Source organism: Hymenobacter aranciens, from assembly GCF_030580865.1.
Lineage (GTDB): Bacteria > Bacteroidota > Bacteroidia > Cytophagales > Hymenobacteraceae > Hymenobacter > Hymenobacter aranciens.
This window is the reverse complement of record NZ_JAUQSY010000005.1, coordinates 346,751-370,685: the sequence shown is the minus strand read 5'-3', so window position 1 is coordinate 370,685 and position 23,935 is coordinate 346,751. Positions and strand designations below refer to the sequence as shown.

Annotated in this window: 18 protein-coding genes; 12 read left to right on the top strand and 6 right to left on the bottom strand. The window is 62.1% G+C overall.

Annotation, left to right across the window (positions count from 1 at the left end):
* Positions 1-36 precede the first annotated feature (36 nt).
* The 11 genes from paaA (at position 37) to Q5H93_RS09495 (ending at position 10,107) form a co-directional block, all read left to right on the top strand.
* Positions 37-993 carry a 1,2-phenylacetyl-CoA epoxidase subunit PaaA gene (gene paaA, locus Q5H93_RS09545; protein WP_305006287.1) on the top strand — a complete coding sequence of 319 codons (957 nt, stop codon included), beginning with the start codon at positions 37-39 and terminating at the stop codon, positions 991-993.
* A 131-nt stretch (positions 994-1,124) separates the two neighbouring features.
* Positions 1,125-1,412 carry a 1,2-phenylacetyl-CoA epoxidase subunit PaaB gene (gene paaB / locus Q5H93_RS09540; protein ID WP_305006286.1) on the top strand — a complete coding sequence of 96 codons (288 nt, stop codon included), beginning with the start codon at positions 1,125-1,127 and terminating at the stop codon, positions 1,410-1,412.
* A gap of 6 nt (positions 1,413-1,418) precedes the next feature.
* A complete protein-coding gene (paaC, locus tag Q5H93_RS09535) occupies positions 1,419-2,216 on the top strand; it encodes a 1,2-phenylacetyl-CoA epoxidase subunit PaaC (RefSeq protein WP_305006285.1) in 798 nt (265 codons plus the stop codon).
* Positions 2,210-2,719, top strand: a complete 510-nt coding sequence (gene paaD, locus Q5H93_RS09530; RefSeq protein WP_305006284.1) for a 1,2-phenylacetyl-CoA epoxidase subunit PaaD — start codon at positions 2,210-2,212, stop codon at positions 2,717-2,719. Before paaC ends, paaD begins: the two co-directional genes overlap by 7 nt.
* A 90-nt stretch (positions 2,720-2,809) precedes the next feature.
* Positions 2,810-3,598 carry an enoyl-CoA hydratase-related protein gene (locus Q5H93_RS09525; protein ID WP_305006283.1) on the top strand — a complete coding sequence of 263 codons (789 nt, stop codon included), beginning with the start codon at positions 2,810-2,812 and terminating at the stop codon, positions 3,596-3,598.
* Complete coding sequence (locus Q5H93_RS09520; protein WP_305006282.1) at positions 3,599-4,759, top strand: 3-hydroxyacyl-CoA dehydrogenase NAD-binding domain-containing protein; 1,161 nt, start codon at positions 3,599-3,601, stop codon at positions 4,757-4,759.
* On the top strand, positions 4,756-5,184 hold the full coding sequence (paaI, locus tag Q5H93_RS09515) for a hydroxyphenylacetyl-CoA thioesterase PaaI (protein WP_305006281.1): 429 nt from the start codon (positions 4,756-4,758) through the stop codon (positions 5,182-5,184). Before Q5H93_RS09520 ends, paaI begins: the two co-directional genes overlap by 4 nt.
* 158 nt (positions 5,185-5,342) lie before the next feature.
* Positions 5,343-6,548: a 3-oxoadipyl-CoA thiolase gene (gene pcaF / locus Q5H93_RS09510; RefSeq protein ID WP_305006280.1), complete on the top strand. Its 1,206-nt coding sequence runs from the start codon at positions 5,343-5,345 to the stop codon at positions 6,546-6,548.
* A gap of 124 nt (positions 6,549-6,672) precedes the next feature.
* Positions 6,673-8,736 carry a phenylacetic acid degradation bifunctional protein PaaZ gene (gene paaZ, locus Q5H93_RS09505; RefSeq protein ID WP_305006279.1) on the top strand — a complete coding sequence of 688 codons (2,064 nt, stop codon included), beginning with the start codon at positions 6,673-6,675 and terminating at the stop codon, positions 8,734-8,736.
* Positions 8,737-9,078: 342 nt separating this feature from the next.
* Entirely contained in the window at positions 9,079-9,348 is a 270-nt protein-coding gene (locus Q5H93_RS09500; RefSeq protein WP_305006278.1) for a hypothetical protein, read from the top strand.
* Between the two features lie 99 nt (positions 9,349-9,447).
* Positions 9,448-10,107: a response regulator transcription factor gene (locus Q5H93_RS09495; protein ID WP_305006277.1), complete on the top strand. Its 660-nt coding sequence runs from the start codon at positions 9,448-9,450 to the stop codon at positions 10,105-10,107.
* A gap of 15 nt (positions 10,108-10,122) precedes the next feature.
* On the opposite strand, the gene Q5H93_RS09490 is transcribed toward Q5H93_RS09495, so the two are convergent.
* Positions 10,123-13,122: a sensor histidine kinase gene (locus tag Q5H93_RS09490; protein WP_305006276.1), complete on the bottom strand. Its 3,000-nt coding sequence runs from the start codon at positions 13,120-13,122 to the stop codon at positions 10,123-10,125.
* 266 nt (positions 13,123-13,388) lie between these two features.
* A complete protein-coding gene (locus tag Q5H93_RS09485) occupies positions 13,389-14,477 on the bottom strand; it encodes a glycoside hydrolase family 53 protein (RefSeq protein ID WP_305006275.1) in 1,089 nt (362 codons plus the stop codon).
* Positions 14,478-14,729: 252 nt separating this feature from the next.
* Here Q5H93_RS09485 and galB point away from each other — a divergent pair, with 252 nt between their 5' ends.
* Positions 14,730-17,207: a beta-galactosidase GalB gene (galB, locus tag Q5H93_RS09480; RefSeq protein WP_305006274.1), complete on the top strand. Its 2,478-nt coding sequence runs from the start codon at positions 14,730-14,732 to the stop codon at positions 17,205-17,207.
* A gap of 406 nt (positions 17,208-17,613) precedes the next feature.
* Here galB and Q5H93_RS09475 read toward each other — a convergent pair whose 3' ends face one another.
* The 4 genes from Q5H93_RS09475 to Q5H93_RS09460 all read right to left on the bottom strand — a co-directional run bounded on the left by Q5H93_RS09475 (position 17,614) and on the right by Q5H93_RS09460 (position 23,847).
* Positions 17,614-18,675 (bottom strand): aldo/keto reductase, encoded by a 1,062-nt coding sequence (locus Q5H93_RS09475; RefSeq protein WP_305006273.1) that lies wholly within the window; start codon positions 18,673-18,675, stop codon positions 17,614-17,616.
* A 174-nt stretch (positions 18,676-18,849) separates the two neighbouring features.
* Entirely contained in the window at positions 18,850-20,253 is a 1,404-nt protein-coding gene (locus Q5H93_RS09470; protein WP_305006272.1) for an alpha-amylase family glycosyl hydrolase, read from the bottom strand.
* Between the two features lie 54 nt (positions 20,254-20,307).
* A complete protein-coding gene (locus tag Q5H93_RS09465; protein WP_305006271.1) occupies positions 20,308-22,434 on the bottom strand; it encodes a glycoside hydrolase family 97 protein in 2,127 nt (708 codons plus the stop codon).
* Positions 22,435-22,482: 48 nt separating this feature from the next.
* A complete protein-coding gene (locus tag Q5H93_RS09460) occupies positions 22,483-23,847 on the bottom strand; it encodes an alpha-amylase family glycosyl hydrolase (RefSeq protein WP_305006270.1) in 1,365 nt (454 codons plus the stop codon).
* Positions 23,848-23,935 lie beyond the last annotated feature (88 nt).

Here is a 23,935-nt window from a genome sequence, read left to right as displayed (position 1 = left end):
ACCGTTTTTATTCATTTGTAATCAAGCTATTCAGTCATGGAAACGTCCGAACAAGTCCTCAGTCCCGAAGAACAGTTTCAGGCCCGCATCGACGCGGACATCCGCATCGAGCCCAAGGACTGGATGCCCGATGCGTACCGCAAAACCCTCATCCGTCAGATTTCGCAGCACGCGCATTCTGAGCTGGTTGGCATGCTGCCGGAGGGCAACTGGATTACGCGGGCGCCTTCGCTCAAGCGCAAATCCATTTTGCTGGCCAAGGTGCAGGACGAGGCCGGGCACGGCCTCTATCTCTATAGCGCGGCCGAAACGCTGGGCACCACCCGTGACCAGATGCTGGCTGACCTGCATTCGGGTAAAGCCAAGTACAGCAGCATTTTCAATTACCCTACGCTGAGCTGGGCCGATATGGGCTGCGTGGGCTGGCTGGTAGATGGCGCCGCCATCCTGAACCAGGTGCCCCTGTGCCGCACCAGCTACGGGCCGTATGCGCGGGCCATGGTGCGGGTGTGCAAAGAAGAGAGCTTTCACCAGCGCCAAGGCTTTGAAATCATGCAAACGCTGTGCGAAGGCGCACCCGAGCAAAAGGCTATGGCTCAAGAGGCTTTGAACCGTTGGTGGTGGCCTACGCTGATGATGTTCGGCCCGAAAGACGCCGACTCGCCCAACACTGAGCAGAGCATGAAGTGGCGCATCAAACGCTTCACTAACGACGAACTGCGCCAGAAATTCGTGGACATGATGGTGCCGCAGGCTGAATTCCTGGGCCTTACCGTGCCCGATGAAAAGGTAAAGTGGAACGAGGAGCGCCAGGCCTACGACTTCGGCGAGGTGAACTGGGACGAGTTCTGGGCCGTGGTGAAGGGCAATGGCCTCTGCAACCACGAGCGGCTGCAGGCGCGGGTATCGGCGCACGACGAAGGCGCCTGGGTGCGCGAGGCGGCGCTGGCCCACGCGGCCAAGCGTGCTGCGAAAGAAGCCGTTGCCGCGTAACCTCACCCCCCAGCCCCCTCTCCTGCGGAGAGGGGGAGCCCGACGACATTTTTCTAAATAAAAGTTGACCGTGCCGCCGTGGCTCCCCTCTCTTTTGGAGAGGGGCCGGGGGGTGAGGTTGACCCGATAACATGACCCAACAAGAATGGCCTCTGTGGGAGGTCTTTATCCGCAGCAAACAAGGGCTTGACCACAAGCACGTGGGCAGCCTGCACGCCGCCGATGCGGCCATGGCCGTGCAAAACGCCCGCGACGTGTACACCCGCCGCCTCGAAGGCGTGAGTATCTGGGTGGTCGAGTCGAAGCACATCCACGCCTCGAACCCCGACGACGCGGAAGCTTTCTTCGACCCGGCGGCGGACAAAGTGTACCGCCACCCCACGTTCTACGAGGTGCCGGACTCCATTAAACACATGTAACTGGCTATGCTGACGCAGGATTTCACTAACGCCACCGCGACCTCGGCTACGGAGCCGTCGCTGCTGTTTCCCTTTGTGTTGCAGCTGGCGGATACCAGCCTCATTCTGGCCCACCGGCTGAGTGAGTGGTGCGGGCACGGGCCGATTCTGGAGCAGGACTTGGCCATGGCCAACATCGCGCTCGACCTGCTGGGCGAGGCGCGCAGCTACTACCAGTACGCCGCAGAGCTGGAAGGCAAAGGCCGTACGGAGGACGACCTAGCTTACCTGCGCAGCGCGGTGGAATACCGCAATCCGCTGCTGGTGGAGCAGCCCAACGGCGACTTTGCCCACACCGTGGTGCGGCAGTTTCTGTTCGACAACTACCACTACCACTTGCTGAAAGCCCTGAAAGATGGGCCCGATACCCATTTGGCTGGCATTGCCGAGAAGTCTTTCAAAGAAGCTGCTTATCACCTGAAATGGAGCTCGGAGTGGATAATTCGCCTGGGCGACGGCACGGCCGAAAGCTGGCAGCGGCTGGACAAGGCTATTGCCGCGCTCTGGCGTTTTGCCGGTGAGCTAACCACCCCCGCGCCCGCCGAAACGGCTTTGCAGGAAATCGGCGTGGTGCCGGACTACGCGACGCTGCTACCCGCCATGCAGGCCTACGCGGCGCAGGTGCTGGCCGAGGCCACGGTGCCGGAGCCGACGGCCGTATTTGCCCAGCAGGGCGGTAAAATTGGCCGCCACTCCGAGCATCTGGGGTATCTGCTATCGGAACTGCAGTACATGCAGCGCACTTACCCGGGCATGACATGGTAGCCACGGCCGCCCCGACGGAAGCGCGCATCTGGCAGCTGCTGGAGGAAGTGAGCGACCCGGAAGTGCCGGTGCTCAGCATTCTGGACCTGGGCATTGTGCGCGGCGTAGCGGTAGACGGTGAGCAGATTACCGTCACCATTACGCCGACTTACTCGGGCTGCCCGGCCATGAACACCATTGCCACCGACATCCGGCTGCGGTTGCTGGCCGAAGGCTATACCAAGCTGACTATCAAAAACCAGCTCAGCCCGGCCTGGACGACCGACTGGATGAGCCAGGCGGGCCGCGAGAAGCTGGAAGCCTACGGCATTGCGCCGCCGGTGGATGGCACGGCTACCGGGCACATGCTCAATCTGTTTGGCAAGGATACGGCCGTGCGCTGCCCGATTTGTAAGTCGGAGCACACGCACTTGGTCAGCCAGTTTGGCTCGACAGCTTGCAAGGCGCATTATCAGTGCGATGACTGCCTGGAGCCGTTTGATTATTTTAAATGCCACGCCTGATAGTGAATGATATAGAGACGCAATATTTTGCGTCTCCCGCCAGAACGTAACCCTAATGCCGAGACGCAAAATATTGCGTCTCTACAATCTATGTCCGACACCTCTTCTCCTCTTCTCTTCTCCCTCGCTGATGGCGTGGCCACGCTGACACTCAACCGTCCCGGCGTTTTCAACAGCGTGAATAAGCCGCTGGCATTAGCATTCCAGCAGCATTTGCGCGACTGCCAGGCCGATGCCGCCGTGCGCGCCGTGTGCATCACCGGCACTGGCCGGGCCTTCTGCGCGGGGCAGGATTTAGCCGAAATCACCGGGCCGGATGCGCCGGAGGTAGCCGAAATTGTCGAGCTGCACTACAACCCTATTATCAGCCTTATCCGCGAATTGGATAAGCCGGTAGTAGCGGCCGTGAACGGCGTGGCCGCCGGCGCGGGCGCCAACATTGCCCTGGCCTGCGACATCGTGGTAGCCAGGGAGTCGGCTTCGTTCATTCAGGCTTTCAGCAAGATTGGGCTGATTCCCGACAGCGGCGGCACCTACTTTCTGCCCCGCTTGGTAGGGATGCAACGCGCCAGCGCTCTGATGATGACCGGCGACAAAGTAAGCGCCGCTGAGGCTGTACAGATGGGCATGATTTACAAAACCTTCGCCGATGACGTTTTCGAGCAGGAAGTAGCGACGCTGCTGCGCAAGCTGGCCGGCATGCCCACCAAAGGCTTGGCCTATACCAAGCAATTGTTAAACAAAACCTTCGGCAACGACCTGACGCAGCAGCTACGCGCCAAAGGCGACTACCAGCTCCGCGCCGGCCAGACCACCGATTACCGCGAGGGCGTAGCCGCCTTCCTGGAAAAACGTCAACCTACTTTTACCGGTAACTAAATGACAATCGGCATTATCGGCAGCGGCGCTATGGGCGCGGGCATTGCCCAGGTAGTGGCGCAGGCGGGCCATACGGTGCGCCTGCTCGACCAGCACATGGGTACGCTGCAAAAGGCAGTGGCCGGCATTCAGAAAAGTCTGGATAAGCTGGTGGAGAAAGGCAAGCTGAGTGCGGAAGCAGCGGCGGCTACCGCCAAGCTGTTGCACCCAACTTCTGACATTCACGACTTTGCCGACTGTGACCTGGTGATTGAGGCCATCGTGGAGGACTTGGCCGTGAAGCAGCAGCTGTTTCGGGAGCTGGAAATGGTGGTGGGGCCGGACTGCATTCTGGCCAGCAATACTTCCTCACTATCATTGGCTTCCATTGCGGCGGCCTGCAAACGGCCGGAGCGGTTCGTGGGCATTCACTTCTTCAACCCGGCCCCGGTGATGCAGCTGGTGGAAGTGATTCCGGCGGTGCAGACGCGGGCCGGGCTGGCCGAAGAAGTGCGCGATATGGTGGCCAGCTGGGGCAAGCGCCCGGTGCTGGCCAAGGACACGCCTGGCTTCATCGTCAACCGCGTGGCGCGGCCGTTCTACGGCGAGGCCATCCGGCTGCTGGAGGAAGGCGTGGCCGACGTAGCGACCATCGACTGGGCCCTGACCGAGCTGGGCGGTTTCCGCATGGGGCCCTTCGCGCTCATGGACTTCATCGGGCACGACGTGAATTACCGGGTGACGGAATCCGTCTTCACGGCCTTTTTCTTCGACCCACGCTTCAAGCCTTCGTTCACCCAAAAACGCCTGTTTGAAGCTGGTTATTTCGGCCGCAAAACCGGCCGGGGTTTCTACGACTACACCGAAGGCGCAGCCATGCCCGAGCCGAACCGCGACGAAGCGCTGGGTCGCGCCATTCTGCAGCGCATCCTGGTCATGCTCATCAACGAAGCCGTGGATGCGCTGGCGCTGAACGTAGCCTCGGCGACTGATTTGGAACTGGCAATGACTAAAGGTGTGAACTACCCGAAGGGCCTGCTGGCCTGGGCTGATGAGCTGGGCCCGGCCACTGTGCTAGCGACGCTCGATGACTTGTACAACGAGTACCACGAGGACCGCTACCGCGCTGCCGCCCTGCTGCGCCGCGTGGTGCGCAACGGCGAGCTATTCCTGAGTAAATGAATTCATTGCCCGAAAACCACCCCACCGAAGCCGTGAAGGCGCTGATGCTCGAAAGCGACAGCTTTAGCCGCTGGCTGGGGCTGCAAATCGACGAAGTGGGGCCGGGCTATTGCCGTTTGCACTTCACTGCCCGGCCCGACATGCTCAACGGCTTCGGGGCGTTGCACGGCGGGGTCACGTTTTCGGCGGCCGACTCGGCGTTTGCCTTCGCCTGCAACAGCCACGGACGCCAGAGCGTGGGCCTGACCGTAACCATTGACTACCTGGAAGCTGGCCGGGCGGGCGACGTGATTACGGTGGAGGCCCGGGAAGAGAGTTTGAAGCACAAAATCGGCGTGTATCAGGTGCGCGCCGTCAACCAGAATGGGGCGGTGCTGGCCTTGTTTAAGGGCACGGCCTACCGCACCAGCAATGAGATTTTATAGCCGGACGATAAATCAGAACGTCATCCTGAGCGCAGCGAAAGGACCTCGCCCGCTTCTCTGTGGTAGTAATCATTTACTATTACGACCGGCGCGGGCGAGGTCCTTTCGCTGCGCTCAGGATGACGTTCTTTTTTAGACGTTCCTTTAACCAAAAGCAAATGACCCAAGCCTATATCATCGACGGCATTCGCACGCCCATCGGCAACTTTGGCGGCACACTGGCCGCCGTGCGCCCCGACGACCTGGCCGCGCTGGCCATCCGCGAGCTGCTGGCCCGCAACGCTGGTGTTGACCCGGCCGTCATTGCCGACGTTATCCTCGGCTGCGCCAACCAGGCCGGCGAAGACAACCGCAACGTGGCCCGCATGGCCGCGCTGCTGGCCGGCCTGCCCACCGCCGTACCTGGCGAAACCCTCAACCGCCTCTGCGCCTCGGGCTTATCGGCCGGTATTGCGGCGGCTCGCGCCATCCGTAGCGGCGACGGCGACCTGTTCGTGGCCGGCGGCGTGGAGAATATGACCCGTGCTCCATTCGTCATGTCCAAGCCTTCCAAGGCTTTCGGCACCGACTCGCAGATGGCCGACTCCAGCTTCGGCTGGCGCTTCATCAACCCCCGGATGCAGGAAGCCTACGGCACCGATGCCATGGGCGAAACCGCCGAAAACCTGGTGGACCGTGACGGCATCAGCCGCGATGACCAGGATGCGTTTGCCCTGCGCTCGCAGCAGAAAGCCGCCGCTGCCCAGCGTAGCGGCCGGCTGGCCGAGGAGATTGTGGCCGTGCCCATTCCGCAGCGCAAGGGCGAGCCGCTGCTGTTTGATAAAGACGAGTTTCTGAAGCCCGACACGACGCTGGAAGGCCTGGGCAAACTCCGCCCCGCCTTCCGCAAAACCGGCACTGTGACGGCCGGCAATGCCTCGGGCCTCAACGACGGCGCGGCGGCTCTGCTACTAGCTTCGGAAGAAGGTATCAAGCAGCATAACCTCACCCCGAAAGCCCGCATCGTAAGCATGGGCGTAGCGGGCGTCGAGCCGCGCATCATGGGCATCGGGCCGGTACCGGCTACGCAAATTGCCTTGAAAAAGGCCGGGCTGACGCTGAATGACATCGATATCATCGAGTTGAATGAGGCGTTTGCGGCGCAGTCGCTGGCCTGCATCCGGGCCTTCGGACTGGCCGATGACGACCCGCGCATTAACCCAAACGGCGGGGCCATTGCGCTGGGTCATCCGCTGGGCATGAGCGGGGCCCGTATTCTGAACTCGTCTGCTATTGAGCTGCAAAAGCAGCAGAAACGCTACGCGCTGGTGACAATGTGCATCGGCGTGGGGCAGGGCTACGCAGTGATTATTGAGCGAGTTTAATTTCCCGTCTGTCATACTGACGAAGGAAGCATCCTCTCACGCATACACAGGTTTACTGCCTCGTTTCGGTGTGAAAGGATGCTTCCTTCGTCAGCATGACGTTCTTTTTTCTTAATTTATTGCCATGACTCCCACCCTCGAAAACTACACCCTCGGCCGCTGGAACCACGACGGCAGCGCCCCCCAGGAGCTCCTCGACGCCAGCACCGGCGACGTCATTGCCCTCACCAACACCGAAGGCTTCGACTTCGCCAGCATTCTCGACTACGGCCGCCGCGTGGGCAACCCGGCGCTGCGCCGGATGACCTTCCACGAGCGGGGCCGGATGCTGAAGGCGCTTGCCTTTCACCTGCAGGAAAAGAAGGAGAATTTCTACGAGCTGAGCTACCGGAGCGGCGCCACGCGGGCCGATTCGTGGATTGACATCGAGGGCGGGATTGGGAATCTGTTTGCCAACGCCTCGCTACGGCGCAAGTTTCCCGACAAACCGTTTTACGTGGAGGGCGAGCCGGTGGGTTTGAGCAAGGGCGGCACCTTCATGGCCCAGCACCTGCTGGTGCCCAAGGAGGGCGTGGCCGTGCACATCAATGCTTATAACTTCCCCATCTGGGGCATGTTGGAGAAAATTGCGGTGAATCTGCTGGCCGGGATGCCCGCCGTGGTGAAGCCCGCCGTGCCCTCGGCCTACCTCACCGAGGCGGTGGTGCGCGAAATCATTGCCTCCGGCATTTTGCCGGAAGGCGCCTTGCAGCTGGTTATTGGCTCAGGCCAGGGCATTCTCGACCACGTGAATTACAAGGATGTGGTGACCTTCACCGGCTCGGCCGCCACCGGGGCGCGGCTGCGGGCCCACCCGCGCCTGATTGCCGAGGCCGTGCCCTTCAACCTGGAGGCCGACTCGCTGAACGCAGCCGTACTGGGGCTGGATGCCCGGCCCGGCACGCCGGAATTCGACCTCTTCATCAAGGAGGTACGCAAGGAGATGACGGCCAAATGCGGGCAGAAATGCACCGCCATCCGCCGCGCCATCGTGCCCGCCGAGCTGCTCGAAGACGTGCAGATTGCGCTGGGCAAAGCCCTGGGCCAAACCACCGTTGGCCACCCGCAGGCCGAGGGCGTGCGGATGGGCGCGCTGGCCGGCCGCGCCCAGGCCGAGCTGCTGCGCGACAAAGTGCGGCAGCTGGCACAGCATACGCCCATCGTCTACGGCAGCCTCGACGAGTTTGCGGTGCTGGGCAGCGAGCGCGGGGCCAGCTACGGCAAGGGTGCCTTCATTTCGCCCATCGTGCTGCGCAACGACAAGCCGTTTGAGTACACCGCCAGCCACGAGGTGGAAGCCTTCGGACCGGTGGTGACGCTGATGCCCTACCACGACGTGCAGGAAGCCGTAGCGCTTGCCAACCTCGGCAAGGGTTCGCTGGTGAGCAGCATCGCCACCAACGATGCCCGCGCGGCGCAGGAGTTCGTGCTGGGCGCGGCCACGCACCACGGCCGCATTCTGGTACTGAATGGTGAGATGGCCAAGGAAAGCACGGGGCACGGCTCGCCGCTGCCGCAGCTCATCCACGGCGGACCGGGCCGCGCCGGCGGCGGGCAGGAAATGGGCGGCATTCGCGGCGTGGAGCATTTTATGCAGCGCGTCGCGCTGCAGGGTTCGCCGAGCATGATTACGGCCATTACGGAGGTGTACCAGACCGGCGCGAAGATTATTGAGCACGATAAGCACCCCTTCCAGCGCTACTTTGAGGAGCTGGAAATCGGCGAAAGCTACGTGACGCACAAGCACACCGTGACGGAGGCCGACATTGCCAGCTTCGCGCAGGTATCGGGCGATAATTTCTACGCCCACGTCGATGCTACTTCGCTGGAGGGCACGCTGTTTACGGGGCGCGTGGCGCACGGCTACTACATCCTGAGCAAGGCGGCCGGCATGTTCGTGGACCCGCGCAAGGGGCCGGTGCTGCTGAACTACGGGCTCGACGAGTGCCGCTTTACCAAGCCGGTGTACCCCGGCACCACCATCGGCGTGACGCTGACGGTGAAGGAAAAAATCGGCCAGGAGAAGCGCGACGAAACCGACGTGGCCAAGGGCATCGTGCGCTGGCTGGTGACCATCACCGACCAAACCAGCGAAACGGTAGCTGTGGCGACGATTCTGACGATGGTGAAGAAGCAAAACCAGGACTAAACCGGCGTTTTTGGTGCACCTCAAATGAGGGTAAGCGGCCCGACGGGTGTAGTATCTGCTACATACCCGTCGGGCCGCCGTGTTGGTGCCCAATCCCAAATCCCCACTTATGTACCTTGTAAAACTTTTTTGTACCTCAATCTGGCGCAGCCTATTCATACTAGCTTTCTCAACAGGCATTTGCCGTGCTCAGACCACGCCGGCCGCCGGCCGTGTCGTCGTCTCTCATATTGAGATGGCGCGGGCCTATACGCCTACGCCGGGCAAGGGCGCGTTTGGGGCGCGGCCGCCTCTGTCGTTCGGGGCCGACAGCCTGACCAACCGCGACGCCGTGCTGACGCAGTGGGCGGCCTCGTCGCCCTACGCGCTGGTGCCGCAGCATCTGGCGGCCCTGCGCCAGCTAAAGGCCTGGCCTTCGACTGGGGCGAGCAGGACGAATTCAAGCACATTCCCGTCACCTGCCGCATGCTCGATACCGAGCTTTCGGCCTACGGTATCACGCATTCGGCCGAGGGCTACGAGGGCACCCACGGCAGCGGCATGATGGGTCCGAACGGCCGCATGTATCAAAAAATGTTGCCGTTTTTTAACCGCTTGCTGAAATTTGAGTAGCCGCCGGGGCTTGTACCCTGTTTAGGGTACAGCCAGCGCTAGTCTGCGCGGGGCGGGGGCCGCACCTTTGCAGTACATTCCCCCATCCCCCCTTCCCCCATGCCCACGTCTCCCCCCGTCACGGCATACCCTATTGCGCTGGCCATTGTCGAAGATGATGCCCGCGTGCGGGGTTTGCTCCAGGAATATTTGTGTTACCAGCCCGAGTTTAACTGCCCTATTGTAGTCGATTCCGTCGAGGCGCTGTGGCAGGAGCTGGAACTGAGTATAGCCCCGCGCGTCATTCTGCTCGATGTGAGCTTGCCCGGCCAGACCGGCATTGAGGCCCTGCCAGAGCTCAAAAAGCGTCTGCCCAACACCGACATCATCCTGCAAACGATGCACGATGACCCGACGCGCATCTTCCAGGCCTTGCGGGCCGGCGCCACGGGTTATATCATCAAAAACGCCACCAGCCTGCCACAATACAAACAGGCCATTCTCGACGTGCTGAACGGCGGGGCCGCCCTCTCGCCCTCCGTGGCCCGCAAAGCCCTGAACCATTTTCAGCCCGCCCCCAGCCAGCAGCCCAAGCTGCTTTCTGAGCGCGAGCAGGAAGTCCTTAAGCATCTGATGGATGGCCTGAGCGAAAAGCAGGTCGCCGCCGAGCTCGGCCTTTCGCCCGACACGGTGCATACTTATGTAAAACGCCTGTATGAGAAGCTGCAGGTGCGCTCGCGCAGTGAGCTGCTAAGCCGGGCAGCGAAAGGGGATTTGTAGCTGGAGTTAACTCAATTAAGCCGGCACCCGCAGCTGCACCTGCCAGCCATCCGACACCGGCCCGGCCGTGAGCTCGGCGCGCATCAATTGGGCGCGGTGGCGCATGTTGCGCATGCCCTGCCCGGCCCGCGAATTGACGGTGGCTTCGCCTTCGTTGGTCACGCTCAGCTCCAGCTCGTTGGCGTAGCGCAACGCCACCTCGATATCGCTGCCCGGCCGCGAATACTTGAGGGCGTTCGTGAGGGCTTCCTTAAAAATCAAATAGGTATGCTGGCGCACCACGGGTGGCAGTGGCAGGTCGAGCAGGGTTGGCAAATCCCGGTCATCGAATAAGAGCACGCGGCCGGTCGCGCGGCTCGTCGCGTCGAGGTGGTCGCGGATGCGGTCGACCAGCGCGGCGAGGTTGTCGGCATCGGCATCGACGCTCCAGATGATGTCGCGCACGGTGCTGGCGGCAGCGCGGCTGTCTTCCACCAGCGTGGCCAGCCGCGGCGCCGGGCCCTGCTGAAACTCGCGCAGCAGCTCGGCCTGCATGGTCACGCGGGTCAGCAGCGAGCCCACTTCGTCGTGCAGGTTAGCGGCCAGGCGGGCGCGCAGCTCGTTTTCGCGCTGCAGTTGGCGCAGGCGGCCGCGCTGCCACCAATACACGCCCAGCACGGCCAGCACGGCGGCCAGCACCCAGGTCAGCGGACGGTTCCACCACTCGGCCGTCACGGTCAGGGGCAGGCGCAGCACGTTGGTGGTGGGCACGCCCTGGCTGGTTTCACCCCTGATTTCGACGGTGTAGCTGCCCGGCGGCAGGCCCTGCAAACGCAGCTGCGGCGTGGTGCCGAGACCCAGCCAGCGGTCGGCCAGCCAGCCGCGCACGCGGTAGGCATAGCGGGCGCGGGTGGGGTCGAGCACGTTGCTCAGGGCCAGGTGCAAATCGACCAGCGGCATGTTGGGGGCCAGCTGCAGCGCGGGCAGCTGGTCGTGCGGCAGCAAGTAGTGCGTGCGGCTGGCCTCGGCCGAAGCACTGAGAGCCGTGTAGCTGGTGAGCAGTAACTGCGGCGGCGCGGCCGTGCGCCCCGGCATCTGGTCGGGGTAGATGCGCTGCAAACCCGCCACGCCGCCAATCAGCAGCGAGCCATCCTGCGGGTCCACGTAGGCGGCGCAGGCGTTGCACTCGTCGGAGGCCAAGCCGTGGGCCGTAGTAAATACCGCCAATTGCCCACTACTTGGCAGGTAGCGCACCAAGCCTTGGTAGGTACCTAGCCACAAGGCTCCATCGGGGCTGGGCGTGATGGTAGCCACCGAGGGGTTGGGCAGGCCCTGGCCCGGCGTCAGGGCTAGGCGGGCAGCGCCGGTAGGCAGTATCAGGGCCAGGCCGTGGGCACGGGTGCCCACCCAGAGCCGGCCGTCGGGCGCCAGGTAGAGGCAGCGGGCGCCATCCACAGCCACGCGACGGGAATCGGGCGCCGTGGGGCCGTAGCTGGTGCGCTGGCCGGTGGCAACGTTCAGGTGCTCGACGCCTTCGGGCGTTGCCAGCCACAGCTGGCCGCGGCCATCGGGGCACACCGCCTCCACGGTGCGCCCGGCCATCGGCGAACCAAGCCCCGGCACTTTAAAAGGACGGAAGGTCTGAATTGCAGGGTCGTACCAGTAGAGGCCGATGCGCGTGCCGGCCCATATCCGCCCGGTAGTGGCATCCCGCACTAGGCACAGAATGCCCACAGACGCCTGCGTCTGGTCGGCCGCTATCATTTCACGAATGCGGCCGGTAACGGGGTTAAAGCGCAAAAACGGGTAGGCACCCACCGCCAGCCAGTCGCCCTCCGGCCCCAGTGGCGCGGGCACAATGCCCATCAGAATCGGCGCGTTACCATCTGGCAGAGTGGCATTATTCCAGCGCCGCAGGGGCGCCAGCGGCGAATCCCGCGCCTGCGTCAGCAGTCCCGATACATAGCTACTCACCAGCAGCCGGCCATCGGGCAGGCGCACGGAGGAGCGCACGCTGTACGGCTTGCCGCCCGGCCCCGGCAGGGCCTGGATGAAAGCCGGAGTAGCCTCGCGGTGCCAACAGCCGCGCGTGCCGGTATCGAACACCCACCAGTGCCCGGCGCGGTCGGCCCGCAGGTGGCCGCTCCAGCCGGCGGTGGGCCAGGGCGGCAGCGGCAGGGCAAAGCGCAGGCGCGGACGTGGGTCGGGGCCGGTGGTCCATTCCAGCTGCTGCACCTGCTCGCGGGCCAGCACGGTGGGGCCATCGGGCCGGCGCAGCACCTCGGGCGATTCTTCCTGCGCCGCACTGCCCCAGCGGCTGCCTTCAATCAGTTGCCCCTGCGGCCCGGCCCGGTAGGCGGCGCTGGTGCTCAGCAGCCAGGGCCGTCCCACGGGGTCGTACACCGGTTGCAGGTTGGTGCGCCCGCGCTGGAGCCACAAGCCTACCAACTGGCCAGTGGCGCTAAACCGGCGCACATCCTGGGCCGTGACGGCCCACAAGCTGCCATCGGGGGCGGGCCAGACGTTATTGCTCGACTGTTGCAAGGGCAGCAATTGCCCGGCCGGCTGGCCAGCCAGGGTGTAGGCCCGCAGCCCCACGTGGTCCTGTTCCACCCACACCCGGCGGCTGTCGGGACTTAAGGCCAAGGCCCCAATGCTGCGACTGCTGTTGTTTGGAACGGGCAGCGGCAGCGGGCGCAGCTGCCCATCGGTACCAAAACAGTACAGACCTGCATCGGTGCCCAGCCAGAGCTGGCCATCGGGCAAGGGCAACAGGTTGTTGCAGGGCACGGTAGGCAGCGGCCCACCCGTGCGCCGCAAGGCATTGATAGATATCAGCTGCGTGCCATCATACCGGTAAACGCCATCATCGGTACCTACCCAAATCAGGCCATCCGGCGTTTGCACCAGGGTGCGCAGCATCAGGCTGCCCAGCACCGCATCGGGCAGCCAGCCGCCCGCGGCTACCGGGGCGGCCACGCTGAACACTGGAGTCAGCAAGACCAATAGCCAAAGCACCAAGCCCCTTGCTTTCATAGCGCCAAGATACGGCCGGGCTTTGGTATGCGGATTTTGGCGACGGCTGATATAGTAGGGCGGCGGGGGCTCAGAAGAAATTAATCAGCCTGAAGGTGATTTCTTTTGGGGTTGCTAAAGCCACGGCGCACCGCTTACTTTGCTCCAGCTTATGACTGGTTAGCTGGTCGCCAAGCGGGAACTCCGTCAGCTAAGCGCCAGCCGCCAACGACAGGCCCGCCGGCGGCTGGCGCAACCATTTAATTGATTACCACAAGCCTGAAGAGCTACTTGCTGGCGCGTTTTTTAGGCGCCGGGGCCGGCTTAGCCCTGGGTTGGTCCCGGAAAGCATTGAGGGCGGCGGTGGGCTTGCCATCGGCGCCCCAGGCGCTGAGGGCATAGCCGCTCCAACTCTTTGCCCCCTCAGGCTCCCAATAGAAAACGCCCAACCCCTGGTGCCTGGGCACGGCTCGCACGGCCTGCTGCACGGCCAGCAGCATGTCGTAGGTGTCCTGCACGGCGGTGTCTTCGCCGCCTACTTCGGTTATCATCACGGCTTTGCCGTAGCGGCTGGCCATGTCCAGCAGATTAGCTTGCAAATCTTTGATGGAGAGTTTGTAATTCTCTTTCAGCCAATAAGGGTAATACGACATGCCAATGACATCGTAGCGGCCGCCGTTGGCCTGGTGCTGGTCGAAAAACCAGCGGTACAGCTCGCCCTTGTTGCCGCGGTCGAGGTGCACGATGACTTTGGAGGTGGGACTGACGGCTTTGACAGCATCGTAGCCTTTGTTGAGCAGCTGGCTGAGCTGAACGAAATTATCGGTGCTGCCATCGGGCCAGAGCATGCCGCCGGGTATCTCGTTGCCGATTTGCACCCACTCGGGGGTAACACCACTGGCTTGCAGGGCGCGCATGGTGCTGGCAGTGTGGTCGTACACGTCGGTCAGCAGCTGCCCGAAGGGGTGGCTGGCCCAGGCGGCGGGCTTGGCCTGCTTGGCGGGGTCGGCCCAGGTGTCGCTGTAGTGGAAGTCAATCATGATGCGGAAGCCCAGCGCACTGGCCCGTTTGGCCATCGTCACCACCTCGGCGGGGCTGCAGTGGCCGCTGGCCTTGTCGTCGGACGGATTGACGAACACCCGCAACCGAATGGAATTGATACCCTTCGATTTGAGAATCTGAAAGCAGTCCTGGGCTACACCTTGCTCGTTATAAAATACGTAGCCGGTGGCTTCCATCTGCTGCAGCCAGCCAACATCGGCACCCTTGGCAAAGGCCTGCGCGGCCGCAGCAGCGGGCAAAAGTATGCCCATACTCCAGATAACACCAAGTAAGATGAGCGTGCGCAGAGCGCCTGAACGTGAGAGCTTTTTCATTGTGAGGCAATAGAAGGGAAATAAAGAGGATTCCACATCGGCGGTAGCGTATGTCGTGGTAGCGGCGAGGTACGGCCTATGGTTGCAGAAGCATTAATCGCCGCAAAGAAAGCAGGAGGCCACCAAGCCACGCCCGGCTGGCGGGTCTAACTTTGCTTTCTGAACGTGTTCAGAAAATAGGCTGCCAGCCGCCTGCCAAACGTGCCGAGCAGCATCGGCTCAGCGAGCAACTCATTGCAATAACCTCTTCACATGAACTATATTACCAGTCTGATTTCGCGCGCTGCCGTGGCGGTTTTGCTGCTGCTGGCGTCCCCTGCCCTGGCCCAGCCGCGCCAGGAATTTCTGCTGACCAGCAACTGGAAATTTGCCAAAGGCGAGCAGTCCGCCGCGCAGCAGCCCAGCTTTAAAGACACTAAGTGGCAAACGGTGAGCGTGCCGCACGATTGGGCCATCTATGGCCCGTTTGATGGCAACAACGACCTGCAAAAGGTGCAGATAGTGCAGAACAACGAAAAGGAAGCCTCGCTGAAAGCGGGCCGCACCGGCGGGCTGCCCTTCACTGGCACCGGCTGGTACCGGCGGCCGCTCACCGAGCTGAAGCTGGCGCCCGGCCAGCGGGCCGTACTGCTCTTCGACGGCGCCATGAGCAACGCCCAGGTGTTTGTGAATGGCAAGCAGGTGGGAACCTGGCCCTACGGCTACAACTCGTTTTCCTTCGACATCACCGATTTTGTGCGCGCCGATGGGCCCAACCTGCTGGCCGTGCGCCTCGAAAACCTGCCCGAAGCCTCGCGCTGGTATCCCGGCGCCGGGCTCTACCGCAACGTGCATCTCATCGTGACCGACGACGTGCATATTCCGGTGTGGGGCAGCTATCTGACTACGCCGCAAATCACGGCCGGCTTTGCAAAAGTAAAGCTGCTGACCAAAGTGGCCAGCGCCGGCAGCCTGCCCCCAAACCTGCGCCTGCAAACCGAAATCCGCGACGCTTCCCGCCGGGTAATCACCACCCTGAACACGCCGCTGGCGGCCACCGACGGCCACGAATTCGAGCAAAACCTGGTGGTACCCAGTCCCCAACTGTGGTCGCCAGAAACGCCGACACTCTACACGGCCGTCTCGAAACTTTACGCCGGGGAAGTCCTGAAGGACGAGTACACTACCCGCTTCGGCGTCCGCTCTTTTACGTTTGAGCAAAACAAAGGCTTCTCGCTGAACGGCCAGACGCGCAAGTTCAAGGGTGTGTGCAACCACCACGACCTGGGGCCCTTAGGTGCGGCCGTGAACACGGCGGCGCTGCGCCGCCAGCTCACGCTGCTCAAGGAAATTGGCTGCGACGCCATCCGCACCACCCACAACATGCCCGCGCCCGAGCTGGTGCAACTGTGTGATGAAATGGGTTTTATGCTGATGGTGGAGCCGTTTGACGAGTGGAAGACGCCCAAGGTGAAAAACGGCTACAGCCGCTTGTTCGACCAGTGGGCTGAGAAGGATATTGTGAACATGGTGCAGCACTACCGTAATAATCCGTCGGTTATCATGTGGAGCATCGGCAACGAGGTGCCCGACCAGTGGGCGCCCGGCGGCAGCAAAATTGCTAAACGGCTACAGGATATCGTGCACCGCGAAGACCCCACCAGGCCCGTCACGGCCGGCATGGACCAGTTTGATGCGGCCGTGAACAACGGCTTCGCCGCCCTGCTCGACATTCCCGGCTTCAACTACAAGCCCCACCGCTACCCTGAGGCCTACAACAAGCTGCCCCAGGGCCTGCTGCTTGGCACCGAAACCGCCTCGACAGTGAGCTCGCGCGGGGTGTATAAATTCCCGGTGGAGCGGGCCAAAGACAAGCGCTACCCGGACAACCAATCGTCATCTTACGACCTGGAAGCCAGCAACTGGTCGCAAACGCCCGACGAGGAATTTGCGGCGCAGGACGACCTGCCCTACACCCTGGGCGAGTTCGTGTGGACCGGCTTCGACTACCTCGGCGAGCCCTGGCCCTACGAGGGCTACTGGCCCTCGCACAGCTCCTACTTCGGCATCTTCGACCTGGCCGGCCTGCCCAAGGACCGCTACTACCTCTACCGCGCCCGCTGGAACCCCACGCAGCCTACCCTGCACCTGCTACCGCACTGGACCTGGCCCGGCCGCGAAGGCCAGACCACGCCCGTGTTCTGCTACACCAACTACCCCTCGGCCGAGCTGTTCGTGAATGGCCAAAGCCAGGGCCGCCACACCAAGGGCCCGTCTGACCAGCCCCAGACCCGCTACCGCCTGATGTGGAACGACGTAAAATACGCCCCCGGCACCCTCAAGGTAGTGGCCTACGACGCCCAGGGCAAAGCCGTGGCCGAAGAAACCGTGCGCACTGCCGGCGCGCCCCACCACATCAGGCTCGTGGCCGACCACTCCACCCTCACCGCCGATGGCCAGGACCTGGCTTACATCACGGCCCGCGTCGAAGATGCCCAAGGCAACCTCTGCCCCGATGCCACTCATCAGCTGCAGTTTAAAGTAAAAGGCGCGGGCCGCTTCCGCGCCGTGGGCAACGGCGATGCTACCAGCCTGGAGGTATTTCACCAGCCCAAAATGCACACTTTCCACGGCCAGTTGGTGGCCATCGTGCAGGCAACGGATAAGGCTGGGGAAATACAGGTAGAAGCCAAAGGCACAGGGCTGGCGGGAACCACACTGCGGCTGCAGGCAGCGCGAAGCCAGCCGTAAGATGGGCTTGTGCAAATAGCGTGCTCCGCAGCCAGAGCGGCGGGATTGCTATAATGCCCGGCCGCAACTGCTTCTACCCGGTTGCGCAGCCAACGCTGCTGGCGTCTTAGAGCAGACTATCAACAACATGAGCTAGTTCACATCCCCACTTACCCCGATTACCATGAGGCGCTCACTTAGCTTATCGAAGGCAACCTTATTCGTTACCGCTGCCACACCGGCTACGCCAGATAGCTAGTACGCTGCTCAGCGAAGTCACCCAATTGGTGGAAAGCCTGCGCTGCGCGAAGAGTAAAGAGGTTTATTCCAACTAATTCCACCCAGCTTATGCACTAGTCACCTGATGTTGAGGCCTAGGCATCCGAAATATGGTGACGAACCGATGCCTGTCAGACCGTCCCCTTGCCTAACGCCACCCCTGTACCAACGTGCCGCCAAACACGGCCGCCTGGTTCAACTCCGGCTCGAAAATGGGATAAGGAAAGGCCGGCTCGGGGGCGCTGGCCTTGGCAAGGGCTTGCCGTTGGCCGGGGCTGAAGGCAATGGTTAACGTGGCAATATTGTCCGCTACCTGTGCCGCACGACTCGCCCCGATGATGGGCGCGCTAATGCCGGGCTGAGCCAGGGCCCATGCCAGCGCCACTTGCGCTGGCGGCCGGCCTAACTGCCCGGCCACCTCCCGCAACGCGTCGAGAATCGCCCAGTTGCGCGGCGTAAACTTAGTGTTGCCAAATGGATTGGCCCCACTGAGGCGGCCTTCCCCACTCGCAGGCTGGGTGCCTTGGTCAGCGCGCTGATATTTGCCGCTTAAAAAGCCGCCAGCCAGCGGGCTCCACGGCACCAGACCCATGCCCAGGGCGCGAGCTGCCGGTACGTGTTCGCGCTCAATGGTGCGCTCCACCAATGAGTACTCGAGCTGCATGGCAATGGGGCCGGGCACGCCGTGGGACTGGGCCAGCGTAGCCATCTGGGTAGCGTACCAGGCCGGGTTGTCGGAGAGGCCGAAGTAGCGGATTTTGCCCGCCCGCACCAGGTCGCCCAGCGTTTGCAGCACTTCATCGGCGGGCGTTACGGTATCCCACACGTGCAGCCAGTACATGTCCACGTAATCTGTCCTCAAGCGGCGCAGCGAGCCTTCCAGGGCACGATAAATCTGCTTGCGGCCGTTGCCACCAGCGTTAGGGTTGCCGGCCTGCGCGCCAAAGCCAAACTTGGTGGCCAGCACGAGTTGGTCGCGTAGCTTACGGTCGGCTACGTAGCCGCCCAGCAATTCCTCGCTTTTGCCGCCCGCGTACACATCAGCCGTATCGATGAAATTGCCGCCAGCCTCCACGTAGGCATTAAACACGGCCTGGGACTCATCGGCGGAGGAACCCCAGCGGTTCGTGCCAAAGGTCATGGTGCCCAGTGCCAGTGGGCTGACCACGAGGCCAGAGCGCCCCAGGGTGCGAAAATCAGTGAGTGTCATAAACGAGATGGTAGCGGTGAATGCCTGGCAAAGGTCCGGCTAAGATGCAGCTAAGAAGTATAGCAACTGCAGTTTCTGCTGCACAAAACGTGGCACTGGGCCTCACATGAAAATAGCCAGCCCTGCAGTGCAATTTCAGGCACTACGGGGCTGGGCTACTTGCTCTGGGCTCCTTTATTTTTTCAGCACCATGTACGCGTAAGGCGACAATGAAATCTGCCCATTTAACGTGACAGAGCCACTCTGCAAAGCATTGGTCCAGCTACCAGCTAAAGCAGCCGGCACGGTGAAATTAGAAGCGGTATTACGCACGTTGACCAGCACCAGAGCCTGCTCGGGGCCAGCGGTTTTGGTGAAGGCGCAGACGGTAGCCGTGCTGTAGGAGGTGGCGGCACTGGTGCGCAAGGCGCCGATGGCGGCGCGGGCCCGGAGCAGGCGCTTGTATTCCTGCGTAACTCCGGGGTTGGCATTCCAATTCACTTTCACCGAGGTGAAGGGGAAGGTGATAGCCGTATTCATGCCCACTTCCTGGCCGTTGTATATCATCGGTACGCCCTTGAGGCAGGAGGCAATGACGAAGGCCGACATGGCCCCGGCGTTGCCGCCGAATAAGGTCACGGGTGTTCCATCCGAGCTGTTTACGTCGTGGTTGGTGATGTAGCGCACTACGCGCTGAGTGCCCGTTGCCCCGCTGTATTCGCTGCTATTGTAGCCATCGAATGAGGCGGCCGAAGCGCCGCTGCGGTACACGTTCTTGATGCCGTCGTAGAAGCGGAAGCCAAACGTGTAGTCGAAGCCGGAGGTGAAGTGCGAGCTTTGCGTGCCTTCGGCCAGCATCAGCAGCTTGTGGGTGTTGATGCGGCGGAGGGTATCATTGGCCTGCTGCCAGAAATCGGCGGGCTGGAAATCGGCGTAGTCGCAGCGAAAGCCATCTATGTTAGCCTGGAACACCCACGATTTCATGGCCGAAATCATCTCGGCCCGCATGGCGGTGTTGGTGAAGTCCAGCTGGGCCACGTCGTTGTACGTAACACCGCCGCTGGACGGCGCGATAATCGCACCGGCCGCATTGCGCTGGTACCAGGTCGGATGGGCGGTTATCCAGGGGTTGTCCCAGCTGGTGTGGTTGGCTACCCAGTCCAGCATCACGGCCATGCCGCGGGCGTGGGCGCCATCTACCAGCGTGCGCAGGTCGGTGAGGGTGCCAAATTCGGAGCTCACCGAGCGGTAGTCCTTGATGGCATAGGGCGAGTTTACCGACTTGCTGTCAGTGCCCACGGGGTAAATCGGCATCAGGTACAGCACATTTACCCCCAGTGCTTTAATAGAGTCGAGCCGAGCCGTAACGCCGGCAAAGTTGCCCGCCTGGCTAAAGGCGCGCATGTTCACCTGGTACATCACGGCGTCTTCCCGGTTGGGCACGCCGGCGAAAGGGGTGCCGTACTGCGTCGGGTTGCTGGTAGTGGGCGGCGTGAGCGGGGCGGGAGCCGTGGGCGCATCGTCTTTGCAACCAGCTAACAGGCCAGCAGCGGCCACCAGGGCCAGGCTATTCTTAAAAATGTTATGATAAAGCGACATGCTCAGGAATTGAATGAATGGAAAGAATGGGGCTTTTGTGTTTGATACAACCTGTTACCTGGCAGCTATTGGCTTAAAGCTCACGGCCGCGCCCCCACCGGGAGCCAGGCGCAACTGCAGTGTCGATTTCGCATCGACTACCTTCTTGGTAATCTGGTAGGCCGTGGGGTTGCGCTGCCAGTCGGCCTGCTTGCCATCGGCATAGATGATGGCTTCGTAACGCACGCCCGGCGTCAGAAAATTCAACGGCACGGGCTGTTGGCGGGCCTGCTCGTCGGTGATGGCACCGAGGTACCACTCGTCTTTGCCCTTGGCTTTGCGCACGGTAGTGAGGTAGTCGCCGGGCTCGGCCGCCAGGATGCGGGTATCGTCCCAATCTACAGGCACATCTTCGATAAACTGAAAGGCGTCGAGGTGCTTTTCGTAGTTTTCGGGCAGGTCGGCGGCCATTTGCAGGGGCGAGTACATGGTCACGTACAGCGCCAATTGCTTGACCAAGGTAGTGTGCACCCGGCGCTCAGGCACGCTGGGATTGTAGCCCTGCAGCTTGAAGATGCCGGGCGTGTAATCCATCGGGCCGCCCATGAGGCGGGTGAAGGGCAGAATGGTTTCGTGCTCGGGCCGGTTACCTTCGCTGAAGGCGTTGAACTCGTTGCCGCGGGCCGATTCGCAGGCCAGCCAGTTGGGGTAGGTGCGGTGCAGGCCGGTAGGGCGCACGGCCTCGTGCATGTCTACCATGATTTGACTGGCGGCCGTTAGCTCGGCCGTGCGCACGTAATGGTTGCTCATCCACTGGCCGTCGTGGTGCTCGCCGCGCGGGATGATGCGGCCCACGTAGCCGGTTTTCACGGCGTTGTAGCCGTGCGCTTTCATGAAGCGGTAGGCGTCTTCCTGGCGGCGCTCGTAGTTCGTTACCGAGCTGCTGGTTTCGTGGTGCATCATCACGCGCACGCCCTTGCTGGCCGCGTAGCGTTGCAGCTCGTCCACGTCAAAATCGGGGTACGGGGTTACGAAGTCGAACACCTCTTCCTTCCAGTTGTTGGCCCAGTCCTCCCAGCCCACGTTCCAGCCTTCTACCAGCACGCTGGGGATGTGATGCTTGGCCGCGAAGTCGATGTAGCGTTTCACGTTGGCCGTGGTGGCCCCGTGGCGGCCGCTGGGCCGGAGCTTATTCCAGTTGGTGCCGGCGAGCTTGATGTTGGTGGTATCGGCGTAGTTCCAGCTGGCTTTGCCCACCTGCATTTCCCACCACACGCCCACGAATTTCTGGGGCTGAATCCAGCCGGTATCGGTGAGCTTGGTGGGTTCGTTCAGGTTCAGGATGAGCTTGCTGGCCAGCATGTCGGGGGCTTTATCGCTCACCACGATGGTGCGCCATGGCGTGTGCTCCGGCGCTTGCAGGTAGGCTTTGGCACCGGTGGCGGCGGGCACGAGCTGGCTGCTGAGGTGGAAGTTGCGGGTGTCCACATTTAGAAACAGGGCCGGGTAATTGACCAGCGCCGCCTCGTGGATGTTGATGTACAGGCCGTCGTCCGACTTGAGCATCAGCGGCGTCTGCACCCGCGTGGGAGCGGCCTTCTCCTGAATTGCCGCAATCGGCGTCGTATTCACCTCGCTCAGCCGGCTGGTGGTATAGGCGTACTCGTTGGAGTCATAATCACCCGGAATCCAGAAGGCTTTGTGGTTGCCGGGCAGGTTAAACTCGGTGTGCTCGTCCTGCACGGCGAAGTAAGTCAGCGCCGACTGCGCGGGAAACTCGTAGCGAAAGCCCACACCATCGGCAAATACCCGAAAAACAATGTCGAGCTTCCGGTAAACGACGTCGAGCTTCTGGCCCGGCGCGAGGGGCTGGCGCAGATGCACCGTCAGCTGCTGGTAGTGGTTGCGGATGTCTTTCACCTCGCCCCATACCGGCTGCCAGGTTTCATCCACGTTTTTCACCTCACTCCCCAGCAGCTGCAGCGGGCCATCGAAGCCTCGGCCATCAACGAAGGACAAGCCCAGCCGGGAAGGCGTTATCACCGACCGGCCCCTGTAGGTCACGGCATAGCTGGGGCGGCCATCCGCGCCCAGCGCAAACGTCAGGCTGACGTTGTCGAGCTGGGCGGTGAGCGGGGCCACTGCTTGCGCATTACTCTGGTAGCTAAGTGGTAGCAGAAGAGTGAGCAAAAAATATCTCATAGCAGATTGGAGCTGGTGCTCCAGAGCCGCCAGCCGGGCGGCCAGCGGTTATTTCTTCAGAATCAGGTATTGGTAAGGCTGTAAGGTCAGCGTGCTGCCGACCGTGGCCGGTTGGTTACCCAGGGCGTTGCGCCAGCCGCTGCCCACTGGGGCTGGTAGCTGGTAGCTCACCGGCTTGTTGCGCAGGTTAGCCAGCACCAACACCTGCTCCTTACCCGCCGTTTTGGTGAAGGCGCACACGTCGTCACTGCTGTAGGAAGTCAGCGTACCGTTGCGCACCGCGTCGCTGCCGTTGCGGAAGCGAATCAACTGCTTGTACTCGCGGGTCAGGGCCGGGTTGGGCGTCCAGTCGATGGGTTTGCGCTCGCCCATAAACGTTACCCGCTCCTTGTGGCCCACTTCCTGGCCGTTGTAAATCATGGGCACCGCCTTCATGTAAGAAGCGACCACGAAAGCGGCCATCGCGCCCCGCTCGCCGCCGAACAGCTGCTGCGGCGTGCCTTCCCAGGCGTTAATGTCGTGGTTGGAGGTGTAGCGCACCATGCGGGTGTTAGCCGGCGCGTTGCGGTAATTGGCCGTATTTACTGAGTCGATGAGCTTGACGCTTTTGCCTTTGGCAAAGATGTCGCCCTTCATCACGTTCATGAAGCCGAAGTCGTAGCACAGGTCGAAGCCGCCCTGGAGGTAGTATTTCTTCTTGTCGCCCTCGGCCAACAGCAGCAGCTTGTGCCTGGGGATGCTGTGGAGGCTGCGCAGGGCTTCGGTGAAAAACTCCTGGCTGGGACCATCGGCGTAGTCGAAGCGGTAGCCGTCGATATTGGCCTGCAACACCCAGTAGCGCAGGGCGCTAATCATGGCGGCGCGCAGGTCAGGCTTGGAGAAATCAAGCTGGGCAATGTCTTTCCACTCGGGGATGGGGTTCACGATGGCGCCGGTGGCGTCGCGCACGTACCAGTCGGGGTGCTCGGTAATCCAGGCGTGGTCGAAGCTGGTGTGGTTGCCCACCCAGTCGAGCATCACGGCCAGGCCCCGGGCGTGGGCACCATCCACGAGGGCGCGCAGGTCGGCCAGGGTGCCAAACTCAGGGTTCACCGCCGTATAGTTCTGCACGGCGAAGGGCGAATCGACGGCCCGCACCTTCCCAATCGGGAAAATCGGCATCAGGTACACCACATTCACGTCCAGCGCCTTGATGGAGTCCAGACGCGCCATCACCGCTTTGAAAGTGCCTTCCTTGCTGAAGCCCCGCATATTGACCTGGTAGATGGTCGCATTCAGGGCAGTGGGGACGTTGGCGAAAGGCTTGCCGTACTGGGCGGGGTCCTTGGCAACCGCCGGGGTGGCGCGCTGGCTGAAAACCGGGGACGTGCCAGCCAATAGCGCGGCGAAGGACAGGCAAAGCGTTTGTTTCATCGTAGAGCAATGGGCTAAATGAATGAAAACCTGGCCAGCCGGCTTCGCCGGGCCGACCAGGTTTTCGCTTTTTTACTCAGCAGGACGA